General features: G+C 74.2%; 20 protein-coding genes. 18 read left to right on the top strand and 2 right to left on the bottom strand.

What is annotated here, in order from left to right:
- Positions 1-16 precede the first annotated feature (16 nt).
- From AB0E83_RS18615 to AB0E83_RS18680, 14 genes are all read left to right on the top strand, one after another.
- Positions 17-1,663 (top strand): acyl-CoA dehydrogenase family protein, encoded by a 1,647-nt coding sequence (locus AB0E83_RS18615; RefSeq protein WP_362112407.1) that lies wholly within the window; start codon positions 17-19, stop codon positions 1,661-1,663.
- A gap of 508 nt (positions 1,664-2,171) precedes the next feature.
- On the top strand, positions 2,172-3,464 hold the full coding sequence (locus tag AB0E83_RS18620) for a GAF domain-containing protein (protein WP_362112410.1): 1,293 nt from the start codon (positions 2,172-2,174) through the stop codon (positions 3,462-3,464).
- A gap of 253 nt (positions 3,465-3,717) precedes the next feature.
- Positions 3,718-4,287 carry a GNAT family N-acetyltransferase gene (locus AB0E83_RS18625; protein ID WP_362112413.1) on the top strand — a complete coding sequence of 190 codons (570 nt, stop codon included), beginning with the start codon at positions 3,718-3,720 and terminating at the stop codon, positions 4,285-4,287.
- 153 nt (positions 4,288-4,440) lie between these two features.
- Positions 4,441-4,524, top strand: coding sequence for a putative leader peptide (locus AB0E83_RS18630; RefSeq protein WP_311136957.1), 84 nt, complete (start codon positions 4,441-4,443; stop codon positions 4,522-4,524).
- 126 nt (positions 4,525-4,650) lie between these two features.
- Positions 4,651-6,348, top strand: a complete 1,698-nt coding sequence (locus AB0E83_RS18635; RefSeq protein WP_362112416.1) for a nitrite/sulfite reductase — start codon at positions 4,651-4,653, stop codon at positions 6,346-6,348.
- The gene (locus AB0E83_RS18640; RefSeq protein ID WP_362112419.1) at positions 6,345-6,524 is read left to right on the top strand and encodes a hypothetical protein; all 180 of its coding nucleotides are present in this window, start codon (positions 6,345-6,347) and stop codon (positions 6,522-6,524) included. Before AB0E83_RS18635 ends, AB0E83_RS18640 begins: the two co-directional genes overlap by 4 nt.
- Positions 6,521-7,258: a phosphoadenylyl-sulfate reductase gene (locus tag AB0E83_RS18645; RefSeq protein ID WP_362112422.1), complete on the top strand. Its 738-nt coding sequence runs from the start codon at positions 6,521-6,523 to the stop codon at positions 7,256-7,258. Before AB0E83_RS18640 ends, AB0E83_RS18645 begins: the two co-directional genes overlap by 4 nt.
- Positions 7,258-7,824, top strand: a complete 567-nt coding sequence (gene cysC / locus AB0E83_RS18650; RefSeq protein ID WP_362112425.1) for an adenylyl-sulfate kinase — start codon at positions 7,258-7,260, stop codon at positions 7,822-7,824. Before AB0E83_RS18645 ends, cysC begins: the two co-directional genes overlap by 1 nt.
- A complete protein-coding gene (gene cysD, locus AB0E83_RS18655; RefSeq protein ID WP_362112428.1) occupies positions 7,821-8,756 on the top strand; it encodes a sulfate adenylyltransferase subunit CysD in 936 nt (311 codons plus the stop codon). Before cysC ends, cysD begins: the two co-directional genes overlap by 4 nt.
- A 2-nt stretch (positions 8,757-8,758) precedes the next feature.
- Entirely contained in the window at positions 8,759-10,102 is a 1,344-nt protein-coding gene (locus AB0E83_RS18660) for a GTP-binding protein (protein ID WP_362112431.1), read from the top strand.
- A 201-nt stretch (positions 10,103-10,303) separates the two neighbouring features.
- Entirely contained in the window at positions 10,304-11,413 is a 1,110-nt protein-coding gene (locus tag AB0E83_RS18665) for an aliphatic sulfonate ABC transporter substrate-binding protein (RefSeq protein ID WP_362112434.1), read from the top strand.
- A gap of 34 nt (positions 11,414-11,447) precedes the next feature.
- Positions 11,448-12,245: an ABC transporter ATP-binding protein gene (locus tag AB0E83_RS18670; protein ID WP_362112436.1), complete on the top strand. Its 798-nt coding sequence runs from the start codon at positions 11,448-11,450 to the stop codon at positions 12,243-12,245.
- Positions 12,232-13,119, top strand: coding sequence for an ABC transporter permease subunit (locus AB0E83_RS18675; protein WP_362112439.1), 888 nt, complete (start codon positions 12,232-12,234; stop codon positions 13,117-13,119). The genes AB0E83_RS18670 and AB0E83_RS18675 overlap by 14 nt, the downstream gene beginning before the upstream one ends.
- Positions 13,120-13,123: 4 nt before the next feature.
- Positions 13,124-13,867: a sirohydrochlorin chelatase gene (locus AB0E83_RS18680; RefSeq protein WP_362112442.1), complete on the top strand. Its 744-nt coding sequence runs from the start codon at positions 13,124-13,126 to the stop codon at positions 13,865-13,867.
- On the opposite strand, the gene AB0E83_RS18685 is transcribed toward AB0E83_RS18680, so the two are convergent.
- Entirely contained in the window at positions 13,864-14,415 is a 552-nt protein-coding gene (locus tag AB0E83_RS18685) for a DUF1697 domain-containing protein (RefSeq protein WP_362112445.1), read from the bottom strand. The two genes, AB0E83_RS18680 and AB0E83_RS18685, sit on opposite strands and share 4 nt — an antisense overlap.
- Positions 14,416-14,846: 431 nt before the next feature.
- Here AB0E83_RS18685 and AB0E83_RS18690 point away from each other — a divergent pair, with 431 nt between their 5' ends.
- The 4 genes from AB0E83_RS18690 to AB0E83_RS18705 all read left to right on the top strand — a co-directional run bounded on the left by AB0E83_RS18690 (position 14,847) and on the right by AB0E83_RS18705 (position 20,634).
- Positions 14,847-15,704: a phosphotransferase gene (locus AB0E83_RS18690; RefSeq protein ID WP_362112448.1), complete on the top strand. Its 858-nt coding sequence runs from the start codon at positions 14,847-14,849 to the stop codon at positions 15,702-15,704.
- Between the two features lie 53 nt (positions 15,705-15,757).
- On the top strand, positions 15,758-16,588 hold the full coding sequence (locus tag AB0E83_RS18695; protein ID WP_362112460.1) for an alpha/beta fold hydrolase: 831 nt from the start codon (positions 15,758-15,760) through the stop codon (positions 16,586-16,588).
- A gap of 529 nt (positions 16,589-17,117) precedes the next feature.
- The gene (locus tag AB0E83_RS18700) at positions 17,118-17,903 is read left to right on the top strand and encodes an alpha/beta fold hydrolase (RefSeq protein WP_362112451.1); all 786 of its coding nucleotides are present in this window, start codon (positions 17,118-17,120) and stop codon (positions 17,901-17,903) included.
- A 535-nt stretch (positions 17,904-18,438) separates the two neighbouring features.
- Positions 18,439-20,634 (top strand): BTAD domain-containing putative transcriptional regulator, encoded by a 2,196-nt coding sequence (locus AB0E83_RS18705; RefSeq protein WP_362112454.1) that lies wholly within the window; start codon positions 18,439-18,441, stop codon positions 20,632-20,634.
- 28 nt (positions 20,635-20,662) lie between these two features.
- Here AB0E83_RS18705 and AB0E83_RS18710 read toward each other — a convergent pair.
- Positions 20,663-21,261 (bottom strand): acyl carrier protein (locus AB0E83_RS18710; RefSeq protein WP_362112457.1); only part of this gene is annotated, 599 nt, incomplete at its 5' end.

Below are 21,261 nucleotides of genomic sequence, written 5' to 3' on the forward strand. Positions count from 1 at the left end.
TGCTTACCGTATCGGCATGGCAGAGGGCTCCCACACCGTGACCAACCAGGCTCCGCCCCTGGTGGGGTACGACGTCTACGCGTGCGACCGGGCGCTCTCGGAGGCGGTCGCCCGTCACCTGCCCCCGGAGCTTCTCGACGGGGCCCGCGAGGAGCTGTCGGCGCTCGGCCGGGCGACGGGTTCGGAGCAGGTCCGGGAGTGGGGCGAGCAGGCGAACGCCTTCCCGCCGCGACTGCGGACCCACGACCGGTACGGGCACCGGATCGACGAGGTGGAGTTCCATCCGGCGTGGCACCGGCTGCTCGGCAAGGCGGTGGCGGCGGGGCTGACCGACGCGTGGGGGCGGCCGGGCGGCCATGTCCGGCGCGCGGCCGGTTTCCTGGTGGCGACGCAGGCGGAGGCCGGGCACGGCTGCCCGGTGTCGATGACGCACGCGGCGGTGCCGGCGCTGCGGGCCGAGCCGGAGGTGGCGGCGGTCTGGGAGCCCCTGGCCGCCTCCCGGGTGTACGAGCGGGAGCTGCTGCCGCACGCCGCGAAGGCGGGGGTGCTGCTCGGGATGGGGCTGACGGAGAAACAGGGCGGCAGCGACGTACGGGCGAACACGACGTCCGCACGGCCGCTGGCGGCGGACGGCGAGTACCTCCTGACCGGGCACAAGTGGTTCTGCTCGGCGCCGATGTCGGACGCCTTCCTGGTGCTCGCGCGGGCGCCCGGCGGGCTGACGTGCTTCCTGGTGCCGCGGGTGCTCGACGACGGCTCCCGCAACGCCTTCGCGCTCCAGCGGCTCAAGGACAAGCTGGGCAACCGGTCGAACGCGTCGGCGGAGGTGGAGTTCGACGGGACGACGTGGGCGCGCCGGGTCGGCGAGGAGGGACGCGGGCTGCGGACGGTGATGGGGATGGTGGCGGCGACCCGGCTGGACTGCGTACTGGGGTCGGCGGCGCTGATGCGGCAGGCGGTGGCGCAGGCCGTGCACCACGCCTCGTACCGCTCGGCCTTCGGCGGCCTCCTCGCCGACAAGCCGCTGATGCGGAACGTGCTCGCCGACCTGGCGGTGGAGTCGGAGGCGGCGACGGTCCTCGGGATGCGGCTGGCGGCGGCGTACGACGCCGCCGACGCCGGCTCGGAGCGGGAGCGGGCGCTGCTGCGGATCGCGGTGCCGGCGGCGAAGTACTGGGTGACGAAGCGGTGCGTGCCGGTGGTGGCCGAGGCCCTGGAGTGCCTGGGCGGCAACGGGTACGTGGAGGAGTCCGGGCTGCCGCGGCTGCTGCGGGAGTCGCCGCTGAACTCGGTCTGGGAGGGAGCCGGGAACGTCCAGGCGCTGGACGTGCTGCGGGCGCTGCGGACGGAGCCGGCGGCGCTCGACGCGTACCTGCGGGAGGTCGGCGGGGCGCGGGGCGCGGACCCTCGGCTCGACCGGGCGATCCGCGGGGTGCTCAGCGAACTGGCCGACCTGGAGGGCGTCGAGGCGCGGGCCCGGCGGCTCGCGGAGCGGATGGCGCTGGTCCTCCAGGGGGCGCTGCTCGTGCGCTGGGCGCCGCCGGAGGTCGCGGACGCGTTCTGCGCGGGGCGGCTGGGCGGTGACGCGGGCGCGGCCTTCGGCACGCTGCCGCACACCCTGGACCTGCGCGCGGTGGTGGAGCGGGCCCGGCCCGTGGCGTGAGGACGGGGCACGTGAGGACGCGGACGGACGCCGCGCGGCGGCGGGCCGGGCTCGGGGCAGCGGCGGCGGGCCGGGGGGAACGAGGCAGCGGCGGCGGGCCGGGAACGCGGCAGCGGCGGCGGGGCCGGAGGAGGTGGGCCCCGTGTGCCGGGGGCGGGCCGGGGAAGGGGGCCGCGCGTACCAGGGGTGGGCCGGGCGGTCCGCGGAGCGGGGCGCGGGGCCGGCACGCGCGGAAGGCGGGGGTGGTGCTGCGCCGACACGGCACCACCACCCGCCTCCCTCACCCTCACGCACCGGGGTGGGACGGGGCCAGAGTTGCAAAGGGTTGCAGGATTACCCGAACCGGGCTCCAAGGAGGGCTTCCGGACGGCACGATGGTGCCGCGACACTGCGAGCCACGGCCGGGGACGACCCCGTGGACGGGGCCGCACGGCGCTCACGACACTCCGGTCAACCGCCCGGACATCTGCAGAACCGATACAGCACACCGGGTGGCGGGGAGGGACCGATGAACAACACGCGGCTCGACATGAAGCGGCTGGCCGCCATGGACGCCGTTCAGGCGGCCCGTCTCCTGCACCGCGTCCGCGAGGAGACCCTGGCCGGCCGGACGCCCCCGATCGCGCCCCGCCCCGAGATCGACGCCTCCTGGCGGCGGATGGCCCGGCTCGGCCTCGACCCCGACCAGAGCCCCAGCAGCGTGCTGCTGCGCCGCGACGAGCTGGAGCAGCGGCGGCGCTCCACGCTGCTCGCCGAGGTGATGCAGACCCTCACCTCGGGCCTCGCCGGCATCGCCGACGCCTCGCTCCAGATCATGGTGGTCACCGACGAGCAGGGCCGGGTGCTGTGGCGGGAGGGCCACCCCGCGGTGATGCGGCAGGCGAACGGGATCTGCCTGGAGGAGGGCGCGGCCTGGACGGAGCGCGCCACCGGCACCAACGCGATCGGCACCGCGCTCGCCACCCGGCGGGCGGTGCAGATCCACTCCGCCGAGCACTACGTGCACGCGCTGCACAACTGGACCTGCGCGGCGGCGCCCGTCCACGACCCCCGGGACGGGCGGCTGCTCGGCGTCCTGGACGTGAGCGGCCCGGCCTCCACCTTCCACCCCTCGCTGCTGGCGCTCGTCGGCTCGGTCGCCCGGCTCGCCGAGGCCGAGATGCGCGAGCGGCACCGGGGGGCGATCGAGCGGCTGCGGGCGGTGGCCGCGCCGATCCTGTGCCGGGTGGCCGGGCGGGCCGTCGCCGTGGACCCCCACGGCTGGACGGCGGCGGTGACGGGACTCGCCCCGGTGGACCGGATCGTGCTGCCGAAGGCGCTGGGCGCGGGCCGGGTGTGGCTGCCGTCGCTGGGCCTGTGCGCGGTGGAGCCGCTGCCCGGCGGCTGGCTGCTGCGGGTCGAGGAGGACACCGCGCCGGCCGGTGCGGAGTCGGGGGCGGCCAGCCGGGTGGTGCTGGACCTGAGCCGGCCGCGCCGCTGGACGGTGACGGTCTCCGGGGCGGCGGGGAGCTGGCAGCAGGAGCTGAGCCCGCGCCACGCGGAGCTGCTCTACCTGCTCGCGCTGCACCCCGACGGGCGGACGGCGGCCGACCTGGCGGAGGACGTGTTCGGGGACCGGACCAGGACGGTGACGGTCCGGGCCGAGATGTCCCGGGTGCGCCGCACCCTCGCGGGGGTCCTCGCCCACCGCCCGTACCGCTTCCGCGAGGAGATCGCGGTGGAGGTGCGGCGCCCGGAGGACCCGGCCGACCTCCTGCCCCACTCGGCCGCCCCGGCGATCCGGGCGGGCAGCCGGGTGTAGGCGGGCGGACTCTCACCGGCCTGGCGGCCTCCCGCGGGCCGGGCGGAGCCCCACCGGCCGGGCGGAGCCCCACGGGCCTGGCGGACTCCCACGGGCCGGGTCGTGGTGGCGGGTCGCCCCGGAGGGCGCCTCCGGGAGGCGCCCCGGACCGGGGTGTCCACATGCCGGACAACGTGTCCGGGACGGCCGGCGGGGCGGTCCCGGCCCCGGACCGCTCTGGGAATCCGGCGCTCCGCATGATGCGATAGAGGGCATGAGCATCACTCTCACCACCTGGTCCCTGGAACAGACCTCGCCCGACGACCTGCGTCCGGCCCGGGCCCCCGAGGGCGACGACGTCGTCGTCCGCCGGGCCGAGGTCCCCTCCCCCGAGTTCAGCCGCTTCCTCTACACCGCCGTCGGCGGCGACATCCACTGGAACGACCGCCTGCCGCTCGACTACGCGCAGTGGAAGGAGATAGCGGAGAAGCCGGGGGCCGAGGTCTGGGTGGCGTACGACCGGGGGACGCCGGCCGGGTACGTGGAGTTCGACCCGCAGGACGACGGGGTCGTCGAGATCGTCTACTTCGGCCTGATCCCCGCCTTCCGGGGCCGCGGCATCGGCGGCCACCTGCTCTCCGAGGGCGTTCGGCGGGCCTGGGACCTGGCCGAGCGCTGGCCGGACCGGGAGCCGACCAAGCGGGTGTGGCTGCACACCTGCTCGCTGGACGGGCCGCACGCGATGGCCAACTACGAGCGCCGCGGGTTCCGCCTCTTCGACACCAAGGTGGAGACGGTCGAGGAGAGCGGGACGCCGGGGCCGTGGCCCGGCGCGCACGCCTGACCTCCCGTCGGTTCGGCACGACGCCGCGAAAAGGGCCCTGATCAGGGCCCTTTTCGCGTGACCCAGGCCACACTGTCTCACTCACCGAGACTTTCATGTCCACATAACGGACGATGCTGGACTGGGTCCAAAGTCCCGTGACACGCTTCCGCCATGCCTGGAACTGGAACTGCCTTGGTGAGTCGGCGGCACGTCGACCTCGGCCGCATGTCCAGCGCCATCTGTCCGGCGCGCTGAACAAGCCAGCACCGCCGTCACCCCCCTCTGCCCGACCCCTGCTGCGCACCGCCGCGCCACTCTCTGTTCTGCGCGCGAGTGTGCAGGTCAGAGCCGCCCTCCCGCAGTCCCGAAGGACAAGACGCCATGGCCGCCACCCCGGAAAACCCCACTCCCGCCGCCGCCCGCCGCAAGACCGGGCGCCACCGTGGCGAGGGTCAGTGGGCCGCGGGGCACTTCACCCCGCTGAACGGCAATGAGCAGTTCAAGAAGGACGACGACGGTCTCAATGTGCGGACACGTATTGAGACGATCTACTCCAAGCGCGGATTCGACTCGATCGACCCCAACGACCTGCGCGGACGCATGCGGTGGTGGGGCCTCTACACCCAGCGCCGGCAGGGGCTGGACGGCACCAAGACCGGCGTCCTGGAGCCGGAGGAGCTGGACGACGAGTTCTTCATGCTCCGCGTCCGCATCGACGGCGGCCGGCTGACCACGCGGCAGCTCCGGGTGATCGGCGAGATCTCCGAGGAGTTCGCCCGCGGCACCGCCGACATCACGGACCGGCAGAACGTCCAGTACCACTGGATCCGCATCGAGGACGTCCCCGAGATCTGGAACCGCCTGGAGGCGGTCGGCCTCTCCACCACCGAGGCGTGCGGCGACACCCCGCGCGTCATCCTCGGCTCGCCGGTGGCCGGCATCGCCGCCGACGAGATCATCGACGGCACCCCCGCCATCGACGAGATCCAGCGGCGGATCATCGGCAACAAGGACTTCTCCAACCTGCCCCGCAAGTTCAAGTCCGCCGTCTCCGGCTCGCCGCTGCTCGACGTGGCGCACGAGATCAACGACGTCTCCTTCGTCGGCGTCGTCCACCCGGAGCACGGCCCCGGCTTCGACGTCTGGGTCGGCGGCGGCCTCTCCACCAACCCCAAGCTCGGCGTCCGGCTGGGCACCTGGGTCTCCCTGGAGGACGTCCCGGACGTCTACGAGGGCGTCATCTCGATCTTCCGCGACTACGGCTACCGCCGGCTGCGCAACCGCGCCCGCCTGAAGTTCCTCGTCGCCGACTGGGGCGCGGAGAAGTTCCGCCGGGTCCTGGAGGACGAGTACCTGAAGCGGAAGCTGGCCGACGGGCCCGCCCCGGCGGAGCCGGCCGGCCGCTGGCGCGACCACGTCGGCGTGCACCGGCAGAAGGACGGCAACTTCTACGTCGGCTTCGCCCCGCGCGTCGGCCGCGTGGACGGCCCCACCCTCACCAAGATCGCCGAGATCGCCGAGGCGCACGGCTCCGGCCGGGTCCGCACCACGGCCGAGCAGAAGATGCTCGTCCTCGACGTGGTGGAGGAGCAGGTCGACTCGCTGGTCGCCGCCCTGGAGGCGCTGGACCTGCGGGTCACCCCGTCCCCCTTCCGGCGCGGCACGATGGCCTGCACCGGCATCGAGTTCTGCAAGCTCGCCATCGTCGAGACGAAGGGCCGCGGCTCCTCGCTCATCGACGAACTGGAGCGGCGCCTGCCGGAGTTCGACGAGCCGCTGACCATCAACATCAACGGCTGCCCGAACGCCTGCGCCCGCATCCAGGTCGCGGACATCGGCCTCAAGGGCCAGCTGGTCCTGGACGACGAGGGCAACCGCGTCGAGGGCTACCAGGTCCACCTCGGCGGCGCCCTCGGCCTGGAGGCCGGCTTCGGCCGCAAGGTCCGCGGCCTCAAGGTCACCGCCGCCGAACTGCCCGACTACGTCGAGCGGGTCCTCACCCGCTACCGGGCGGAGCGCGAGGACGGCGAGCGCTTCGCGACCTGGGCGGCCCGCGCCTCCGAGGAGGCCCTGTCATGAGTGAGCGCGCCGCGCCGTTCTTCTGCCCTTACTGCGGGGACGAGGACCTTCGTCCGAACGAGCAGGGGCACGGCGCCTGGGAATGCGCCGCGTGCAGCCGGGCCTTCCAGTTGAAGTTCCTGGGGCTCCTCGCCCCCGGCACTTCCGGCAACACCACTGGAGGGGAATCCATATGACGGACACTCAGGCAGCACAGGCGGTCACCCGGGTCACCGAGGCGACCACCGACGCCGAGCTGAAGGCGCTCGCCGAGCAGGCCGGCCGCGACCTGGAGGACGCCTCCGCGCTGGAGATCCTCCAGTGGGCCGCCGCCGCCTTCGGTCCGAGGTTCTGCGTCACCTCCTCGATGGAGGACGCGGTCGTCGCCCACCTCGCCTCCCGCGCCATGCCCGGCGTGGACGTGGTCTTCCTCGACACCGGCTACCACTTCGAGGAGACCATCGGCACCCGTGACGCCGTCGAGGCCGTCATGGACGTCAACGTCATCACCCTGACCCCGCGTCAGACGGTGGCCGAGCAGGACGCCGAGTACGGCCCGAAGCTGCACGACCGCGACCCCGACCTGTGCTGCGCGCTGCGCAAGGTCAAGCCGCTCCAGGAGGGGCTGACCGGCTACACCGCGTGGGCGACCGGCCTGCGCCGCGACGAGTCCCCGACCCGGGCGAACACCCCGGTCGTCGGCTGGGACGAGAAGCGGCGGAAGGTCAAGATCTCCCCGATCGCCCGCTGGACGCAGGACGACGTCGACGCGTACGTGACGGAGTACGGCGTCCTCACCAACCCGCTCCTCATGGACGGCTACGCCTCCGTCGGCTGCGCCCCCTGCACCCGCCGGGTCGAGGCGGGCGAGGACGCCCGGGCCGGCCGCTGGGCCGGACGCGCCAAGACCGAATGCGGGCTGCACGGCTGATGACCACCCCCGACACCCCCCTGGAGAATCACGTGACCGGTGCCACCGTCTGGCTCACCGGCCTGCCGAGCGCCGGCAAGACCACGATCGCCCACGAGCTGGCCGGCCGGCTGCGCGCGGAGGGCCGCCGCGTCGAGATCCTCGACGGCGACGAGATCCGCGAGTTCCTCTCCGCGGGCCTCGGCTTCTCCCGCGAGGACCGGTTCACCAACGTGCAGCGGATCGGCTTCGTCGCCGAGCTGCTCGCCTCGCACGGCGTGACCGTGCTGGTCCCGGTGATCGCCCCGTACGCCGACAGCCGCGAGGCGGTCCGCAAGCGGCACCTCGCCGAGGGCACCGCCTTCGTCGAGGTCCACGTGGCCACCCCGGTCGAGGTCTGCTCGGTCCGTGACGTCAAGGGCCTGTACGCCAAGCAGGCCGCGGGCGAGCTCTCCGGCCTGACCGGCGTCGACGACCCGTACGAGGCCCCCGAGGCCCCCGATCTCCGGATCGAGTCCCAGAACCAGACCGTGCAGGAGTCCGCGGCGCAGCTCCACGCGCTGCTCACCGAGAGGGGTCTCGCATGACGACCGTCGCTCATGTCCACGAGGAGACGGACAGCCCGTTCGCGCTGTCGCACCTCGACTCGCTGGAGTCGGAGGCCGTCCACATCTTCCGTGAGGTGGCGGGCGAGTTCGAGCGGCCGGTGATCCTCTTCTCCGGCGGCAAGGACTCCATCGTCATGCTGCACCTGGCGCTGAAGGCCTTCGCCCCGGCGCCGGTCCCCTTCACGCTGCTGCACGTCGACACCGGGCACAACTTCCCCGAGGTCATCGAGTACCGCGACCGCGTCGTCGCCCGGCACGGACTGCGCCTGCACGTCGCCTCCGTGCAGGAGTACATCGACGCCGGCAAGCTCCGCGAGCGCCCGGACGGCACCCGCAACCCCCTCCAGACCGTGCCCCTGACCGAGGCGATCCAGCAGCACCGCTTCGACGCCGTCTTCGGCGGCGGCCGGCGCGACGAGGAGAAGGCCCGCGCCAAGGAACGGGTCTTCTCCCTGCGCGACGAGTTCTCCCAGTGGGACCCGCGCCGCCAGCGCCCGGAGCTGTGGCAGCTGTACAACGGCCGGCACGCCCCCGGCGAGCACGTCCGGGTCTTCCCGCTGTCCAACTGGACCGAGCTGGACGTGTGGCAGTACATCCAGCGCGAGGGGATCGAACTCCCCGAGATCTACTTCGCCCACGAGCGCGAGGTGTTCGCCCGCAACGGCATGTGGCTCACCGCCGGCGAGTGGGGCGGGCCGAAGGAGACCGAGACGGTCGAGAAGCGGCTGATCCGCTACCGCACGGTCGGCGACATGTCCTGCACCGGCGCCGTCGACTCCGACGCCACCACGCTGGACGCCGTCATCGCCGAGATCGCCGCCTCCCGCCTCACCGAGCGGGGCGCCACCCGGGCCGACGACAAGCTGTCCGAAGCCGCGATGGAAGACCGCAAGCGCGAAGGGTACTTCTAACCATGAGCACGTCCACCGAGCGGCCGGCCCCCGAGCTGTCGGCCACCACCCTGCTGCGCTTCGCCACCGCCGGCTCCGTCGACGACGGCAAGTCCACCCTGGTCGGCCGGCTCCTGCACGACTCCAAGTCGGTCCTCGCCGACCAGCTGGAGGCCGTCGAGCACGCCTCCCGCTCCCGCGGCCAGGAGGCCCCCGACCTCGCGCTGCTCACCGACGGCCTGCGGGCCGAGCGGGAACAGGGCATCACCATCGACGTGGCCTACCGCTACTTCGCGACCCCGCGCCGGCGGTTCATCCTCGCCGACACCCCGGGGCACGTGCAGTACACCCGGAACATGGTCACCGGCGCCTCCACGGCCGAGCTGGCCGTGGTCCTGGTCGACGCCCGCAACGGCGTCGTCGAGCAGACCCGCCGGCACGCCGCCGTCGCCGCCCTGCTGCGCGTCCCGCACGTCGTCCTCGCCGTGAACAAGATGGACCTGGTCGACTACCGGGAGTCCGTCTTCGCCGCGATCGCCGAGGAGTTCACCACGTACGCCTCCGAGCTCGGCGTCCCGGAGATCACCGCGATCCCGATCTCGGCGCTCGCCGGCGACAACGTGGTGGAGCCGTCCGCGAACATGGACTGGTACGGCGGCCCGACCGTCCTGGAGCACCTGGAGACCGTCCCGGTCAGCCACGACCTGACGGCCTGTCACGCGCGGTTCCCCGTCCAGTACGTGATCCGCCCGCAGACCGCCGAGCACCCCGACTACCGCGGCTACGCGGGCCAGATCGCGGCCGGTGCCTTCCGGGTCGGCGAGCAGGTCACCGTGCTGCCCTCCGGGAAGACCTCCACGATCACCGCGATCGACGCGCTCGGCGAGTCCGTGGACATCGCCTGGGCCCCGCAGTCGGTCACCATCCGGCTCGCCGACGACATCGACATCTCGCGCGGCGACCTGCTCGCCCCGAGCGGGGACGCCCCGGCCACCAGCCAGGACGTCGAGGCGACCGTCTGCCACGTGGCGGACCAGCCGCTCACCGTCGGCCAGCGGGTGCTGCTCAAGCACACCACCCGCACGGTCAAGGCGATCGTCAAGGAGATCCCGTCCCGGCTCACCCTGGACGACCTCTCCCAGCACCCGGAGCCCGGGCGGCTGGTCGCCAACGACATCGGCCGGGTGAAGGTCCGCACCGCGGAGCCGCTGGCGCTCGACGCGTACGCCGACTCCCGCCGCACCGGTTCGTTCCTGCTGATCGACCCGGCCGACGGCACCACGCTCGCGGCGGGCATGGCGGGCGAGTCCTTCGCCACCGCCAAGGCCGTCACCACCGCCGAGGACGAAGAGGGATGGGACTTCTGATCATGGATCAGGACTTCTTCGCCACCTTCGCGAAGGAAGGGGGCCGGGTCGGCTCCGGCGCCCTCGGCGCGGGCCGGGGAGGTGTCGCGCGATGTGCGCGCTGACCTCCTCCGGGCGCGGCCGTCGCCGTGCGACGCCGCCCCCGCCCGCACCGCCGTAGACGCAGACTTCGCATCCACTGAACCGAGGGGAAGACCTCCCGTGCCTGCCACCATCCGCACCGTCCCGCTCCGCGGCCTCGCCGTCGCAGCCGCGCTTCCGCTGCTGCTCGGCGTGCTCGCCTCGTGCGGCTACGGCTCCCAGGCCAAGAACGACGAGGAGCGGGTGGCGGCGACGGGCCGGAAGCTCTCCGCCGACTCCGTGCGGCTCGGGTACTTCCCCAACCTGACCCACGCCACCGCGCTGGTGGGGGACCAGGAGGGCTTCTTCCAGAAGGAGCTGGGCGGCACCGAGCTGGACGTCTCCACGTTCAACGCCGGCCCCTCCGAGATCGAGGCGCTCAACGCCGGCTCGATCGACATCGGCTTCATCGGCCCCTCCCCGGCGATCAACGGCTACGCCAAGTCCAAGGGGACCAACCTCCGCATCGTCGGCGGCTCCGCCTCCGGCGGCGTCAAGCTGGTGGTCGACCCGGAGAAGATCAAGACCCTGGCCGACGTCAAGGGCAAGCGGATCGCGACCCCTCAGCTCGGCAACACCCAGGACGTCGCCTTCCTCAACTGGATCTCCGAGCAGGGCTGGAAGGTCGACGCCCAGAGCGGCAAGGGCGACGTCTCCGTCTTCCGCACCGACAACAAGGTGACCCCGGACGCCTACCGGTCCGGCTCCATCGACGGCGCGTGGGTCCCGGAGCCGACCGCGTCCAAGCTCGTCGGCGAGGGCGCGAAGGTCCTCCTCGACGAGGCGACGCTGTGGCCCGGCGACAAGTTCGTGATCACCAACATCATCGTGTCCCAGAAGTTCCTGAAGGAGCACCCGGACGTGGTGGAGGCCGTGCTGCGCGGCTCGGTGAGGACCAACGCCTGGATCAACGCCAACCCGGAGAAGGCGAAGGAGTCGGCCAACTCCAAGCTGAAGGAGCTGACCGGCAAGCCGCTGGGCGCCGAGGTCATCGACGGCGCCTGGCCCTCGCTCCGGTTCACGGACGACCCGCTGGCCGCCACCCTCCAGGCCCAGGCCGACCACGCGGTGGAGGCCGGTCTCCTGGAGCGGCCCGACCTCAAGGGCATCTACGACCTGAAGGCGCTCAACAAGGTCCTCAAAACCGAGGGCCGGTCCGAGGTCGCCGACGCCGGTCTCGGCGTCAAGTAACCAGCCAACCGCTGCTATCCAGGAGGTGACGACCATGGCCACGCCCACGACGCTCGCCAAGGCCGAGGACCGCGCGCCCGCCACGGGACACGCCGCGCGGCTCGCGCACGTCTCCAAGTCCTTCGGCGGCCCCGCCGGCGGCCAGCTCGTCCTGGACGACATCTCCCTCGATGTCGCCCCCGGCGAGTTCGTCACCCTTCTGGGCGCCTCGGGCTGCGGAAAGTCCACCCTGCTCAACCTGGTCGCCGGGCTCGACCGGCCGTCCGCGGGGTCCATCGAGACCCCCGGCGGCCGACCGGCCCTGATGTTCCAGGAGCACGCCCTCTTCCCGTGGCTGACCGCCGGCAAGAACATCGAGCTGGCGCTGAAGCTGCGCGGCCTCCCCAAGGCGGAGCGCCGCCCGGAGGCGGAGCGGCTGCTCGAACTGGTCCGGCTCGGCGGCTCGTACGGCAAGCGGGTGCACGAACTGTCCGGCGGCATGCGGCAGCGCGTGGCGATGGCCCGCGCCCTGGCGCAGGCCGGCGACCTGCTGCTGATGGACGAGCCGTTCGCCGCGCTCGACGCCATCACCCGGGACGTCCTGCACGACGAACTGACCCGGATCTGGCGGGAGACGAACCTCTCCGTCCTCTTCGTCACCCACAACGTGCGCGAGGCCGTGCGGCTGGCCCAGCGCGTCGTCCTCCTCTCCTCCCGGCCCGGCCGGATCGCCCGGGAGTGGACCATCGACATCCCTCAGCCGCGCCGCATCGAGGACGCCGCCGTGGCGGAACTGTCCCTGGAGATCACCGAAGAACTGCGCGAGGAGATCCGCCGCCATGGCCAGCACTGAGACCACCGCCCGCAAGGGCGACGACCTGGCGGGCCTGGAGGCCGGACTCGACGCGCTGGACAGCGTGCAGATCCGCCGCACCCCGGTGCGCGAGGTCCTCCTGAAGAAGGTCCTGCCGCCGGTCCTGGCGATCGTCCTCGTCGTCGCGGTCTGGCAGCTCCTCGTCACCCTGGAGGTCGCCGAGGAGGGCAAGCTGCCCTCGCCCGGCGCCGTCTGGGACAGCCTGCGGACGATGTGGCTGGAGGGCACCCTCCTCGAGGTGCTGTGGACCAGCGTCTCCCGGGCGCTCCTCGGCTTCCTGCTCGCCCTGGCGATCGGCACCCCGCTGGGGCTGCTCGTCGCCCGGGTGGGCGTGGTCCGCACGGCGATCGGCCCGATCCTCTCCGGCCTCCAGTCGCTGCCGTCGGTGGCCTGGGTGGCGCCCGCGGTGCTCTGGCTCGGCCTCAACGACTCGATGATGTACGCGGTGATCCTGCTCGGCGCCGTCCCGTCCATCGCCAACGGCCTGGTGGCCGGCGTGGACCAGGTGCCGCCGCTCTTCCTGCGGGCCGGCCGGACGCTCGGCGCGACCGGCCTGAAGGGTGCCTGGCACATCGTGATGCCGGCCGCGCTGCCCGGCTACCTCGCGGGCCTGAAGCAGGGGTGGGCGTTCTCCTGGCGGTCGCTGATGGCCGCCGAGATCATCGCCTCCTCCCCCGATCTGGGCCTGGGCCTGGGCCAGTTGCTGGAGAACGGCCGCAACAACTTCGACATGCCGGGGATCTTCCTCGCGATCCTCCTCATCCTGCTCGTCGGCGTCGCGATCGACCTGCTCTTCTTCAGCCCGCTGGAGCGTGCGGTGCTCCGCCGCCGCGGCCTGCTCGTGAAGGCCTGATCCGATGCGTCCCGTCCTCCTCGTCGTCGCCCACGGCAGCCGCGACCCGCGGCACGCGGCGACCGTCCAGGCGCTGGTGCGCCGGGCCGGCGCGCTGCGGCCGGGGCTCCGGGTGGAGACCGCCTTCCTGGACTTCAACCTGCCCTCCGTGGCGGGCGTCCTGGACCGGCTCGCCGCCGAGGGGGTGCGGGACGTGGTGGCGCTGCCGCTGCTGCTGACCCGGGCCTTCCACGCGAAGGCCGACATCCCCGCCGTCCTGCGCCAGGCCCCCGCCGCCCTGCGGATCCGGCAGGCGGAGGTCCTGGGCCCGTCCCCGCTGCTGCTCGCGGCGGTGGAGCGGCGCCTGTACGAGGCCGGGCTGACGCCCGGCGACCAGAGCACCACCGGGGTCGTCCTGGCCTCGGCGGGCTCCACCGACCCGGAGGCGATCGCGGCGATCGCAGAAACGGCGCGGGAGCTGCGGCGCACCGGTTGGTGCTCCGTGCGGCCCGCGTTCGCCTCCGCATCCCTTCCCCGTACGGAGGAAGCCGTACGGGCCCTGCGCGCCGACCCAGGCGTCCGCCGCGTGGCGGTGGCCCCGTACGTCGTCGCCCCCGGCCGCCTCCCGGACCGCATCGCCGCCGGCGCGGCGGAGGCCGACGTCCTGGCCGGCGTCCTCGGCCCCGCCCCCGAACTGGCCCGTCTCCTGGTCGAGCGGTACGCGGAGGCGGCCCGCGCCCCGGAGCGGGTGGCGGTCGCGGCGGGCTAGCCGGCGGCGGTCATCCCGATCAGTTTGCGGACGGTGTTCCAGTTGCGGGCGGTGACCACCAGGCCCTTGGTGAGGGACGGGCGCAGCAGGGCCTCGGCGAGCTGGGAGCGGCCGAGGCCGTCGGGGGTGTAGAGGTACACCACGCGGTCGCCGAGGGCGAACGCCTCGGGGGCGTGGGCCCCGGCGTCGACGGCGGCGAAGCGGTCCGGGGTGACCGGCGCGGAGCAGTAGACGGCGTGCAGCTGCTTGCCCTCCAGCTCGTCGGCGGGGAAGGGGCACGCCTCGGCGACGGCGGCGAGGTAGGCGCCGTCGCGGACCAGACAGTCGCAGCGGAAGCCGAACCGCTGCTCGATCGCCTCCTCGATCGCGGCGGCGAGCGCGTCCTCCGGGGTGTCGTCGCCGGTGGTGAAGACGGCGTTCCCGCTCTGGAGGTAGGTCTTCACGTCGCCGTGGCCGAGGTCTTCGAGGAGTGCGCGCAGTCCGGCCATGGGGAGCTTGCGGTGGCCGCTCACGTTGATGCCGCGGAGGAGGAGCGCGTACGTCGTCATGCGGCCACCTTAGGCCGTCTCTTCCGGATCAGGCCGGGTCAGGGAGCGGCGTCCGGTGCGTGCGCTCGCAAGGCGGAGGAGGGAGTCCATGCGGTGGGGGCACCTCCCGGCGGTAGCCGGGGGACATCGGCGACCGACGACAACGCGGCTGGGGGTCCCCCCTCTGGGGGAGTGCGTGCGCATGGGGGCACCTCCCAGCGGTAGCTGGGGGAGTCGCGAGCCCGGCATGATCCGGAAGAGACGGCCTGAGGGCCACCGCGCCTCGTGGGGGGTGGCGCGGTGGCTGGAGCGAACCCTTCCCGATGGAGGGCGGGGAGCGGAAGGCCCTTCACCCATCTGTGACTTATTGAACAAGGTTTCGTAATGACGGGGGGTACTGCCAGGGATGGGAGACTGCTCGCGCACACGTACCACCGGGTAGGGAGAGAGCGATGGACGAGGCGAGGGCGCGGGAGATCCTGGCCGCGGCGGGGCTGCCGGCCGGCGGGGCACGGCTCCTCGCGCTGGGCGAGAACGCGGTCTTCGCCGTGGACGGCCTGGTCGTCAAGGTGGGCCGGTCCGCCGAGCTGTTCGAGCGGGCGCGGCGGGAGGTCGCGCTGGCCGGCTGGCTCGCGGCGGCCGGGGTGCCGGCGGTGCGGGCGGCGGAGGAGGAGCCGCGGCTCGTCGAGGGGCATCCGCTCACCTTCTGGCACCCGCTGCCGGAGCCGGTCCGGCCGGCCGAGCCGCGCGACCTGGCGCCGCTGCTGACGGCCGTGCACGCGCTGCCCGAGCCGGCGGGGTTCGTCCTGCCCCGGCGCGAGCTGCTCGGCGGGGTGGAGCGCTGGCTGCGGCTGGCCGGGGACGCGATCGCCCCGGAGGACGCGGCCTTCCTGCGGGAGCGGCGGGACTCCTTCGCCCCTGCGGCGGCCGCGCTCGCCCCGCGCCTGGCCCCCGGCCCGATCCACGGCGACGCGCTGCCGCGCAACGTGCAGGTGGGCCCGGACGGGCCGGTCCTGATGGACCTGGAGACCTTCTCCTCCGACCTGCGCGAGCACGACCTGGTGGTGCTCGCGCTCTCCCGGGACCGGTACGGCCTGGACCCGGCGGCCTACGACGCCTTCACCGAGGCGTACGGCTGGGACGTGCGGGAGTGGGAGGGGTGCGCGGTGCTGCGCGGGGCGCGGGAGACCGCGAGCTGCGCCTGGGTGGCCCAGCACGCGCCGCACAACCCGAAGGCGCTGGCCGAGTTCGAGCGGCGGGTGGCGTCGCTGCGGGACGGCGACCCCGAGGTCCGCTGGTATCCGTTCTGACCGGCTGCCATCATGATCCCCGCCGGACGGGTCGACGGGAACGGGGTGTGGCGATGGCGCGGGTGCGGCTGTCCGAGGTGGAACTGGACGTCGAGGTGAGCGGCGAGGGCCCGGTGGTCCTGCTGCTCCACGGCTTCCCCGACAGCCACGCCCTGTGGCGCCACCAGGTCCCGGCGCTCAACGCGGCCGGTTTCCGCACGGTCGCCCCGACCCTGCGGGGCTTCGGCGGCTCGGACCGTCCGGAGGGCGGACCGGAGGCGTACCACCCGGCCAAGCACGTCGGGGACCTCCTGGAGCTGCTGGCCCGGCTGGAGGTGGACCGCTTCCACCTGGTGGGCCACGACTGGGGCTCGGGCGTCGCCCAGGGCCTCGCCTCGGTGGTGCCGGAGCGGCTGCGGAGCCTGAGCCTGCTCTCGGTGGGGCACCTCGCGTCGATCCTGGCCGCGGGGTGGGAGCAGAAGGAGCGGTCCTGGTACATGCTGCTGTTCCAGTTCCCCGGGGTGGCCGAGGAGTGGCTGGCGCGGGACGACTTCGCGCGGCTGCGCGAGATGCTGGCCGGGCACCCGGACGCGGAGGCCGTGATCGAGGGGCTGCGCGCCCCCGGCGCGCTGACGGCCGCGCTGGGCATCTACCGGGCGGGGCTCCCCACGGAGGTCCAGTTCGGCGCGGCGCCGCCGGCGCGGCCGCTGCCGGAGGGGGTGCCGGTGATGGGCGTGTGGTCCGCCGGGGACCGCTTCCTGACCGAGCGTTCGATGGCGGGCACCCATGAGCACGTGCGGGGGCCGTGGCGGTACGAGCGGCTGGAGGACGCCGGGCACTGGCTCCCGCTGGACAGCCCGGAGCGGGTGAACGCGCTGCTCCTCTCCTTCCTCGGGGAGCACTGAACGGGCCCCCGGGAGCGCGCGGTTCACCGGGGACGGCCGACGGGGGGCGGCCGTCCCCGGCCGCGACCGCCCCGGCGGCACCGTTGTGCGCCGGTTCCGCCCGGGCGGGGCCGTGAGACGGCGGACGCCCCGGCCGGACGGGCCGGACGCGGCGCCGGGCCCGTCTCACCCCCGGATCGTCCGGCCCCCGGGGCGGGGCGCTCAACCGGCGGCGGGAAAGTGTGTCAGAAGCGCCGCGCCGGTTTGAGCGGCCCTTGAGCGGATGTCAACCCGCCTGCGGCCGGACGGACTTGGTGCGCCGGGCCCGTCCGGGTCGCCTCGGCCCGCCGGGCCGCCCGGTCCGCCGGGGCCGGGGCGCGCTCCTTCGGTACCCCTCCCCCGTACCCCTCCCCGCGTTCCCCTCCTGTGCTCCCGCTCACACAGGGCTTTTGTGCGGCATTTGTGCGGCCGTTGAGCGGTGTCCCGGATGATGGTGCGGACCGGAGCCGGCCGGGAGGACGGCGCGTACGAGGGAAACGGGGTAGGGCACGTGGACAGCGAGTGGCTTCGACGGTTCTCCGTCCCCACCGGGGGCTCCGCGGCGGGCGGCACCACTCTGGTGTGTCTTCCGCACGCGGGCGGTGCGGCGAGCACGTACGTGCCGCTGGCCCGGGCGCTCGCGCCGGCCGTCGAGGTGCTGGCCGTGCAGTACCCCGGCCGCCAGGACCGCAGACACGAGCCTCCGGTCGACGACCTCGGCGCGCTGGCCGACGCGCTCGCCGCCGAGGTGCGGGACCGGCTGGAGGGTCCGTACGCCTTCTTCGGGCACAGCATGGGGGCGGTCCTCGCCTACGAGACCGCCCGGAGACTGAGAGACCGCCAGGAGACGGGTCCCGTCCGCCTGTTCCTGTCCGGCCGGAGGGCCCCGGCCCTGGACCCGAGCCCGCACGACCGGCTGCTGACCGACGCCGACGTGATGGCGGAGGTCCGGCGGCTCGGCGGCACCACCCCGGCGGTCCTGGACGACCCGGAGGTGCGGGAGATGGTGATGCCCGCGCTGCGCGCCGACTACCGGGCGGTCGGGAGCTACGCGTGGCGGCCGGGCGCCCCGCTGGACGTGCCCGTCGAGCTGTACGTCGGGGACAGCGACCCGGTGGCTCCCGTGGAACAGGTCTCCGCCTGGCGGGAGTTCACCACCGCCACCACCCGCCTGGAGGTCTTTCCCGGCGGTCACTTCTACCTCGACCGGAACCTGCCGGCGATCGCCGCGTCGGTGACCCGGGCCCTGTCGGCCCCGGCCGACGGGCTCGCGCCGCACCCGGGCGTCCGCTCCTGAGCCGCCCGGTCCGCGGTTCCGCCGGTTCCGCGGGCCCGTCCGTTCCGTCGTTTCCGTCGTTTCCGTCCGTTCCGTCAGTTCGCAAGTTGCCAAATTCGTAAGTTCCGTGAGTTTCGTGAGTTCCGTGAGTCCGTGAGTTCCGCGAGGAGAAGGGGGCGGGGGCGAGGTGTCCCCGCCGCCCTTCCGTCCGTCGCGCACCGGGGCCGCCACGGCGTTCCCGGGGATCCTCGGCCCCGGCCCGCGGTCCTCGTCCGCGCTTCCGGCCGGGCCGTCCGCGCACATCGTCGTGCCCGGACATTCCTTCGACGTCACCCGGCGTTCCTTCGGCGTGCGCGTGACCGGGGTAGCCTCTGAGGTGCGTCCTCTTCACGTTTCCCGGCCGAGGGCCGGCCGGCCCGGACCGTTGCAGCGTGCCGGCCGGAGGGACCTCGGCGAGCACGTGGCGCAGCGGACGGACCGGGCATCCTCGGCGGAGGGCGGGGACGGGCACGGGTTGCCGAATGGGGGGTCGATGCAGTTCCGATTACTGGGTCCGATGGAAGTGCTGGACGACGGCAGGACGGTGGGACTGGGCGGCGCCAAGCAGCGCGCCACCCTCGGTTTCCTGCTCCTGCACCCGAACAAGGTGGTGCCCACGAGCAGACTCCTGGGCGCCCTGTGGGAGGGCGACGACGCGCCGGTGACGGCGCGGAAGATCCTGCAGAACGCGGTCTACGGACTCCGCGGGGCCCTCTCCTCCGGCCGGGGCGCGACCGGCGCCGCGGCCCCCGCGCTGCTGACCCGGCCGCCCGGCTACATGATGCGGGTCGATCCCGACCAGGTCGACCTGCACCTCTTCCACGCCCTCGCCGGCCGGGGCCGGGACCACCTGGCCGCGCAGGACCCGGAGACGGCGGTGACCCTGCTGCGCGACGCGCTGGCACTGTGGCGCGGCCCCGCCCTCGCGGACCTCGTGGAGAAGGACGTCGCCTGGCCGGAACTGGCCGCCGTGGAGAACGCCCGGCTCGACGCGATGGAGGACTACGTCGAGGCCCAGCTGGCCTGCGGACGGCACCACGAGATCCTCGCGGAGCTGGAGGCGATGGTGCGGGCCGAACCGCTGCGCGAGCGCGCCTGCGGCCAGCTGATGCTCGCGCTCTACCGCTGCGGCCGGCAGGCCGACTCGCTCGCCGTCTACAGCCGCGTCCGGGCCGTGCTGGTCGAGACCCTGGGCCTGGAGCCGGGGCACGGACTCCAGGCGCTCCAGCAGCGGATCCTCACCCAGGACCCCGCGCTGCTGCTGCCCCGCGCGCCGGCCCGGCGGCTGCTCGACGCCCCGGACGGCGGGGCCCGGGAACGGCTCCTCGCCGTCCCGGCGCCCGCGGACCCGGTGACCGCCGCCCCGGCGGACGCGGACCGGGCGCCCGCGGAGGCCCGGCGCCAGTCCGGCACCGAGCGGCGGCAGGTCAGCGTCGTGTCCGTACGGACCCGGATCGCGTCCTCGCTCGGCGGCGCCGGCGGCGAGCGGGAGCTCGACGACCTCCTCGACGGGGCCGAGCTGCTGGTCCGGGAGCAGATCGAACGCTTCGGCGGCGTCGTGACCGCCGCCATCGGCTCCATCTCCGTGGGCCTGTTCGGGATCGACTCCTCCCAGGAGGACGACGCCCGGCAGGCCGTGCTCGCGGCCCTCGCCATCCGGGACGTCCTCGACGTGCCCGCGTCGGCGGGGGCCGGCGGCGAGCGGTCGACGGTGCACGTCGTGGTGACCACCGGCGAGGTGATGCTCCGCAGGCGCGGGCGGGACGCGGTCCCGGCCGTCTTCGGCGACGTCCTCGACGAGTCCCAGGAGCTGCTCTGCGAATCCCCGGCGGGCGAGGTGCGGGTCAGCGAGGAGGTCCGCCGCGCGAGCGAGCACGCGGTCCGCTACCGCCGGTCCGACACGCACCCGCTGAACTGGCAGGCCGTGGCGGCGCTGGGCGGCGGGGAGGACGAGGCCGCCGACGACGGGCTCTCCGTCGAACTCGACGTGCTGCGCGGCCTGGTGAAGCGCACCCGGCAGCGGGCCGTGCCGCACCTGGTCACGGTGATCGGCGATCCGGGCACCGGCAAGAGCCGGCTCCTGGCCGAACTGCGCCGCTCGGTGGCCGAGGAGCCCGACGGGCCGCTCGTCCTGTCGGCCCGGGCGGCCGGCGGCCCCGGGGGGCCCGGCGGGTCGCCCCTGACCGTCCCGGGCGAACTCCTCGCCGCCTTCTGCGGCATCGGCCCCGAGGACACGCCGGGGGCCGCGATGGCGGCCCTGGAGCACGCCTCGCTCCCCCTGTACCGCTCCGAGGCCGTGCGGGAGCAGCGGATCCCGCTCCTGTGGGCGCTCGTCGACCCCGGCGGCGAGCCCGCCGCCGGGGAGGCGCGCCCGGCCGACGTGCTGGCGGCGTGGCGGGAGTTCCTGCTGCTGGCGGTCCAGCGGCGGCCCCTCGTGCTGTGCCTCGACGATCTGCACCTCGCTCCGGAGACGGCCCTGGAGGCGGTGGAGGAGCTGGTGGAGTCCGCCGGCGAGGGGCCGCTGTTCGTGATCACCGCCGCCCGGCCCGAGCTGCTGGAGCGGCGTCCCTCCTGGGCCGGCGGGAAGAGCCACACCATGACGGTGACGCTGGCCCGCCCCGAGCGGATCACCAACGAGCAGCTGGTGGAGTTCCTGCTGTCGGCGGTCCGCAACGAGGGGCTCCAGCGGCTGAACGGCTCGCACGCCGGGTGATCCCCGGGAGCCGGGGCCGGGCGGTGGGTCACTCGAACTCGTCGATCAGGGCGAACAGTTCCTCGTCGGCCGCGTCGTCGAGGTCCCCGTCGAACAGCGTCTCCGGCAGCGGTCCGGCCGTGCCGCCGCCCGCCGCGCCGCCGTCCGGGGCGCCGCCGAGCATCCGCCGGATCCGTTCGAGCGCCTCCGTTTCGAGCTGCCCGTCCCGGATCAGCGTCTCCAGCCGGTCGAGGAGCGGCGCGGTCCTGGCGGCGGCCAGCACGCCCCGTACGTACGCGGCCAGGGCGGCCGGGGTCGGGTGGTCGAACACCAGGGTGGTGGGCAGCCGTTCGCCGGTGGCGGCCGCCATCCGGTTGCGCAGCTCGACCGCGGTCAGCGAGTCGAAGCCCAGCTCGGTGAAGGACGCCTCCGAGGCGATCGCGGACGCGTCGGCGTGTCCGAGCGCCGCGGCGACCTCCCGGCGCACCAGGTCGAGCACCGCGCCCGGCTGTTCCCAGGCGATGCCGGCGCCGGCCGCTTCCGGCCGTCCGGCCGCCTCCGGCGCCGCCGGTCCGGCGGGCGCGGTGCGGGGCGCGAGGTCCCGCTGGAGCGCCGGCGGCCGGGGGGCGGCGGCGAGGGCCGCCCGGT

Source organism: Streptomyces sp. NPDC035033 (assembly GCF_040636735.1).
Lineage (GTDB): Bacteria > Actinomycetota > Actinomycetes > Streptomycetales > Streptomycetaceae > Streptomyces.

Excerpts from the sequence above, each read along its gene's own strand:
- AB0E83_RS18620 (WP_362112410.1), top strand. The coding sequence starts at position 2,172 with ATGAACAACACGCGGCTCGACATGAAGCGGCTGGCCGCCATGGACGCC.
- AB0E83_RS18615 (WP_362112407.1), top strand. The coding sequence starts at position 17 with ATGGCAGAGGGCTCCCACACCGTGACCAACCAGGCTCCGCCCCTGGTG.
- AB0E83_RS18630 (WP_311136957.1), top strand. The coding sequence starts at position 4,441 with ATGCCTGGAACTGGAACTGCCTTGGTGAGTCGGCGGCACGTCGACCTC.
- AB0E83_RS18690 (WP_362112448.1), top strand. The coding sequence starts at position 14,847 with ATGGACGAGGCGAGGGCGCGGGAGATCCTGGCCGCGGCGGGGCTGCCG.
- AB0E83_RS18660 (WP_362112431.1), top strand. The coding sequence starts at position 8,759 with ATGAGCACGTCCACCGAGCGGCCGGCCCCCGAGCTGTCGGCCACCACC.
- AB0E83_RS18705 (WP_362112454.1), top strand. The coding sequence starts at position 18,439 with ATGGAAGTGCTGGACGACGGCAGGACGGTGGGACTGGGCGGCGCCAAG.
- AB0E83_RS18670 (WP_362112436.1), top strand. The coding sequence starts at position 11,448 with ATGGCCACGCCCACGACGCTCGCCAAGGCCGAGGACCGCGCGCCCGCC.
- AB0E83_RS18675 (WP_362112439.1), top strand. The coding sequence starts at position 12,232 with ATGGCCAGCACTGAGACCACCGCCCGCAAGGGCGACGACCTGGCGGGC.
- cysD (WP_362112428.1), top strand. The coding sequence starts at position 7,821 with ATGACGACCGTCGCTCATGTCCACGAGGAGACGGACAGCCCGTTCGCG.
- AB0E83_RS18645 (WP_362112422.1), top strand. The coding sequence starts at position 6,521 with ATGACGGACACTCAGGCAGCACAGGCGGTCACCCGGGTCACCGAGGCG.
- AB0E83_RS18625 (WP_362112413.1), top strand. The coding sequence starts at position 3,718 with ATGAGCATCACTCTCACCACCTGGTCCCTGGAACAGACCTCGCCCGAC.
- cysC (WP_362112425.1), top strand. The coding sequence starts at position 7,258 with ATGACCACCCCCGACACCCCCCTGGAGAATCACGTGACCGGTGCCACC.
- AB0E83_RS18635 (WP_362112416.1), top strand. The coding sequence starts at position 4,651 with ATGGCCGCCACCCCGGAAAACCCCACTCCCGCCGCCGCCCGCCGCAAG.
- AB0E83_RS18640 (WP_362112419.1), top strand. The coding sequence starts at position 6,345 with ATGAGTGAGCGCGCCGCGCCGTTCTTCTGCCCTTACTGCGGGGACGAG.
- AB0E83_RS18680 (WP_362112442.1), top strand. The coding sequence starts at position 13,124 with ATGCGTCCCGTCCTCCTCGTCGTCGCCCACGGCAGCCGCGACCCGCGG.
- AB0E83_RS18695 (WP_362112460.1), top strand. The coding sequence starts at position 15,758 with ATGGCGCGGGTGCGGCTGTCCGAGGTGGAACTGGACGTCGAGGTGAGC.
- AB0E83_RS18685 (WP_362112445.1), bottom strand. The coding sequence starts at position 14,415 with ATGACGACGTACGCGCTCCTCCTCCGCGGCATCAACGTGAGCGGCCAC.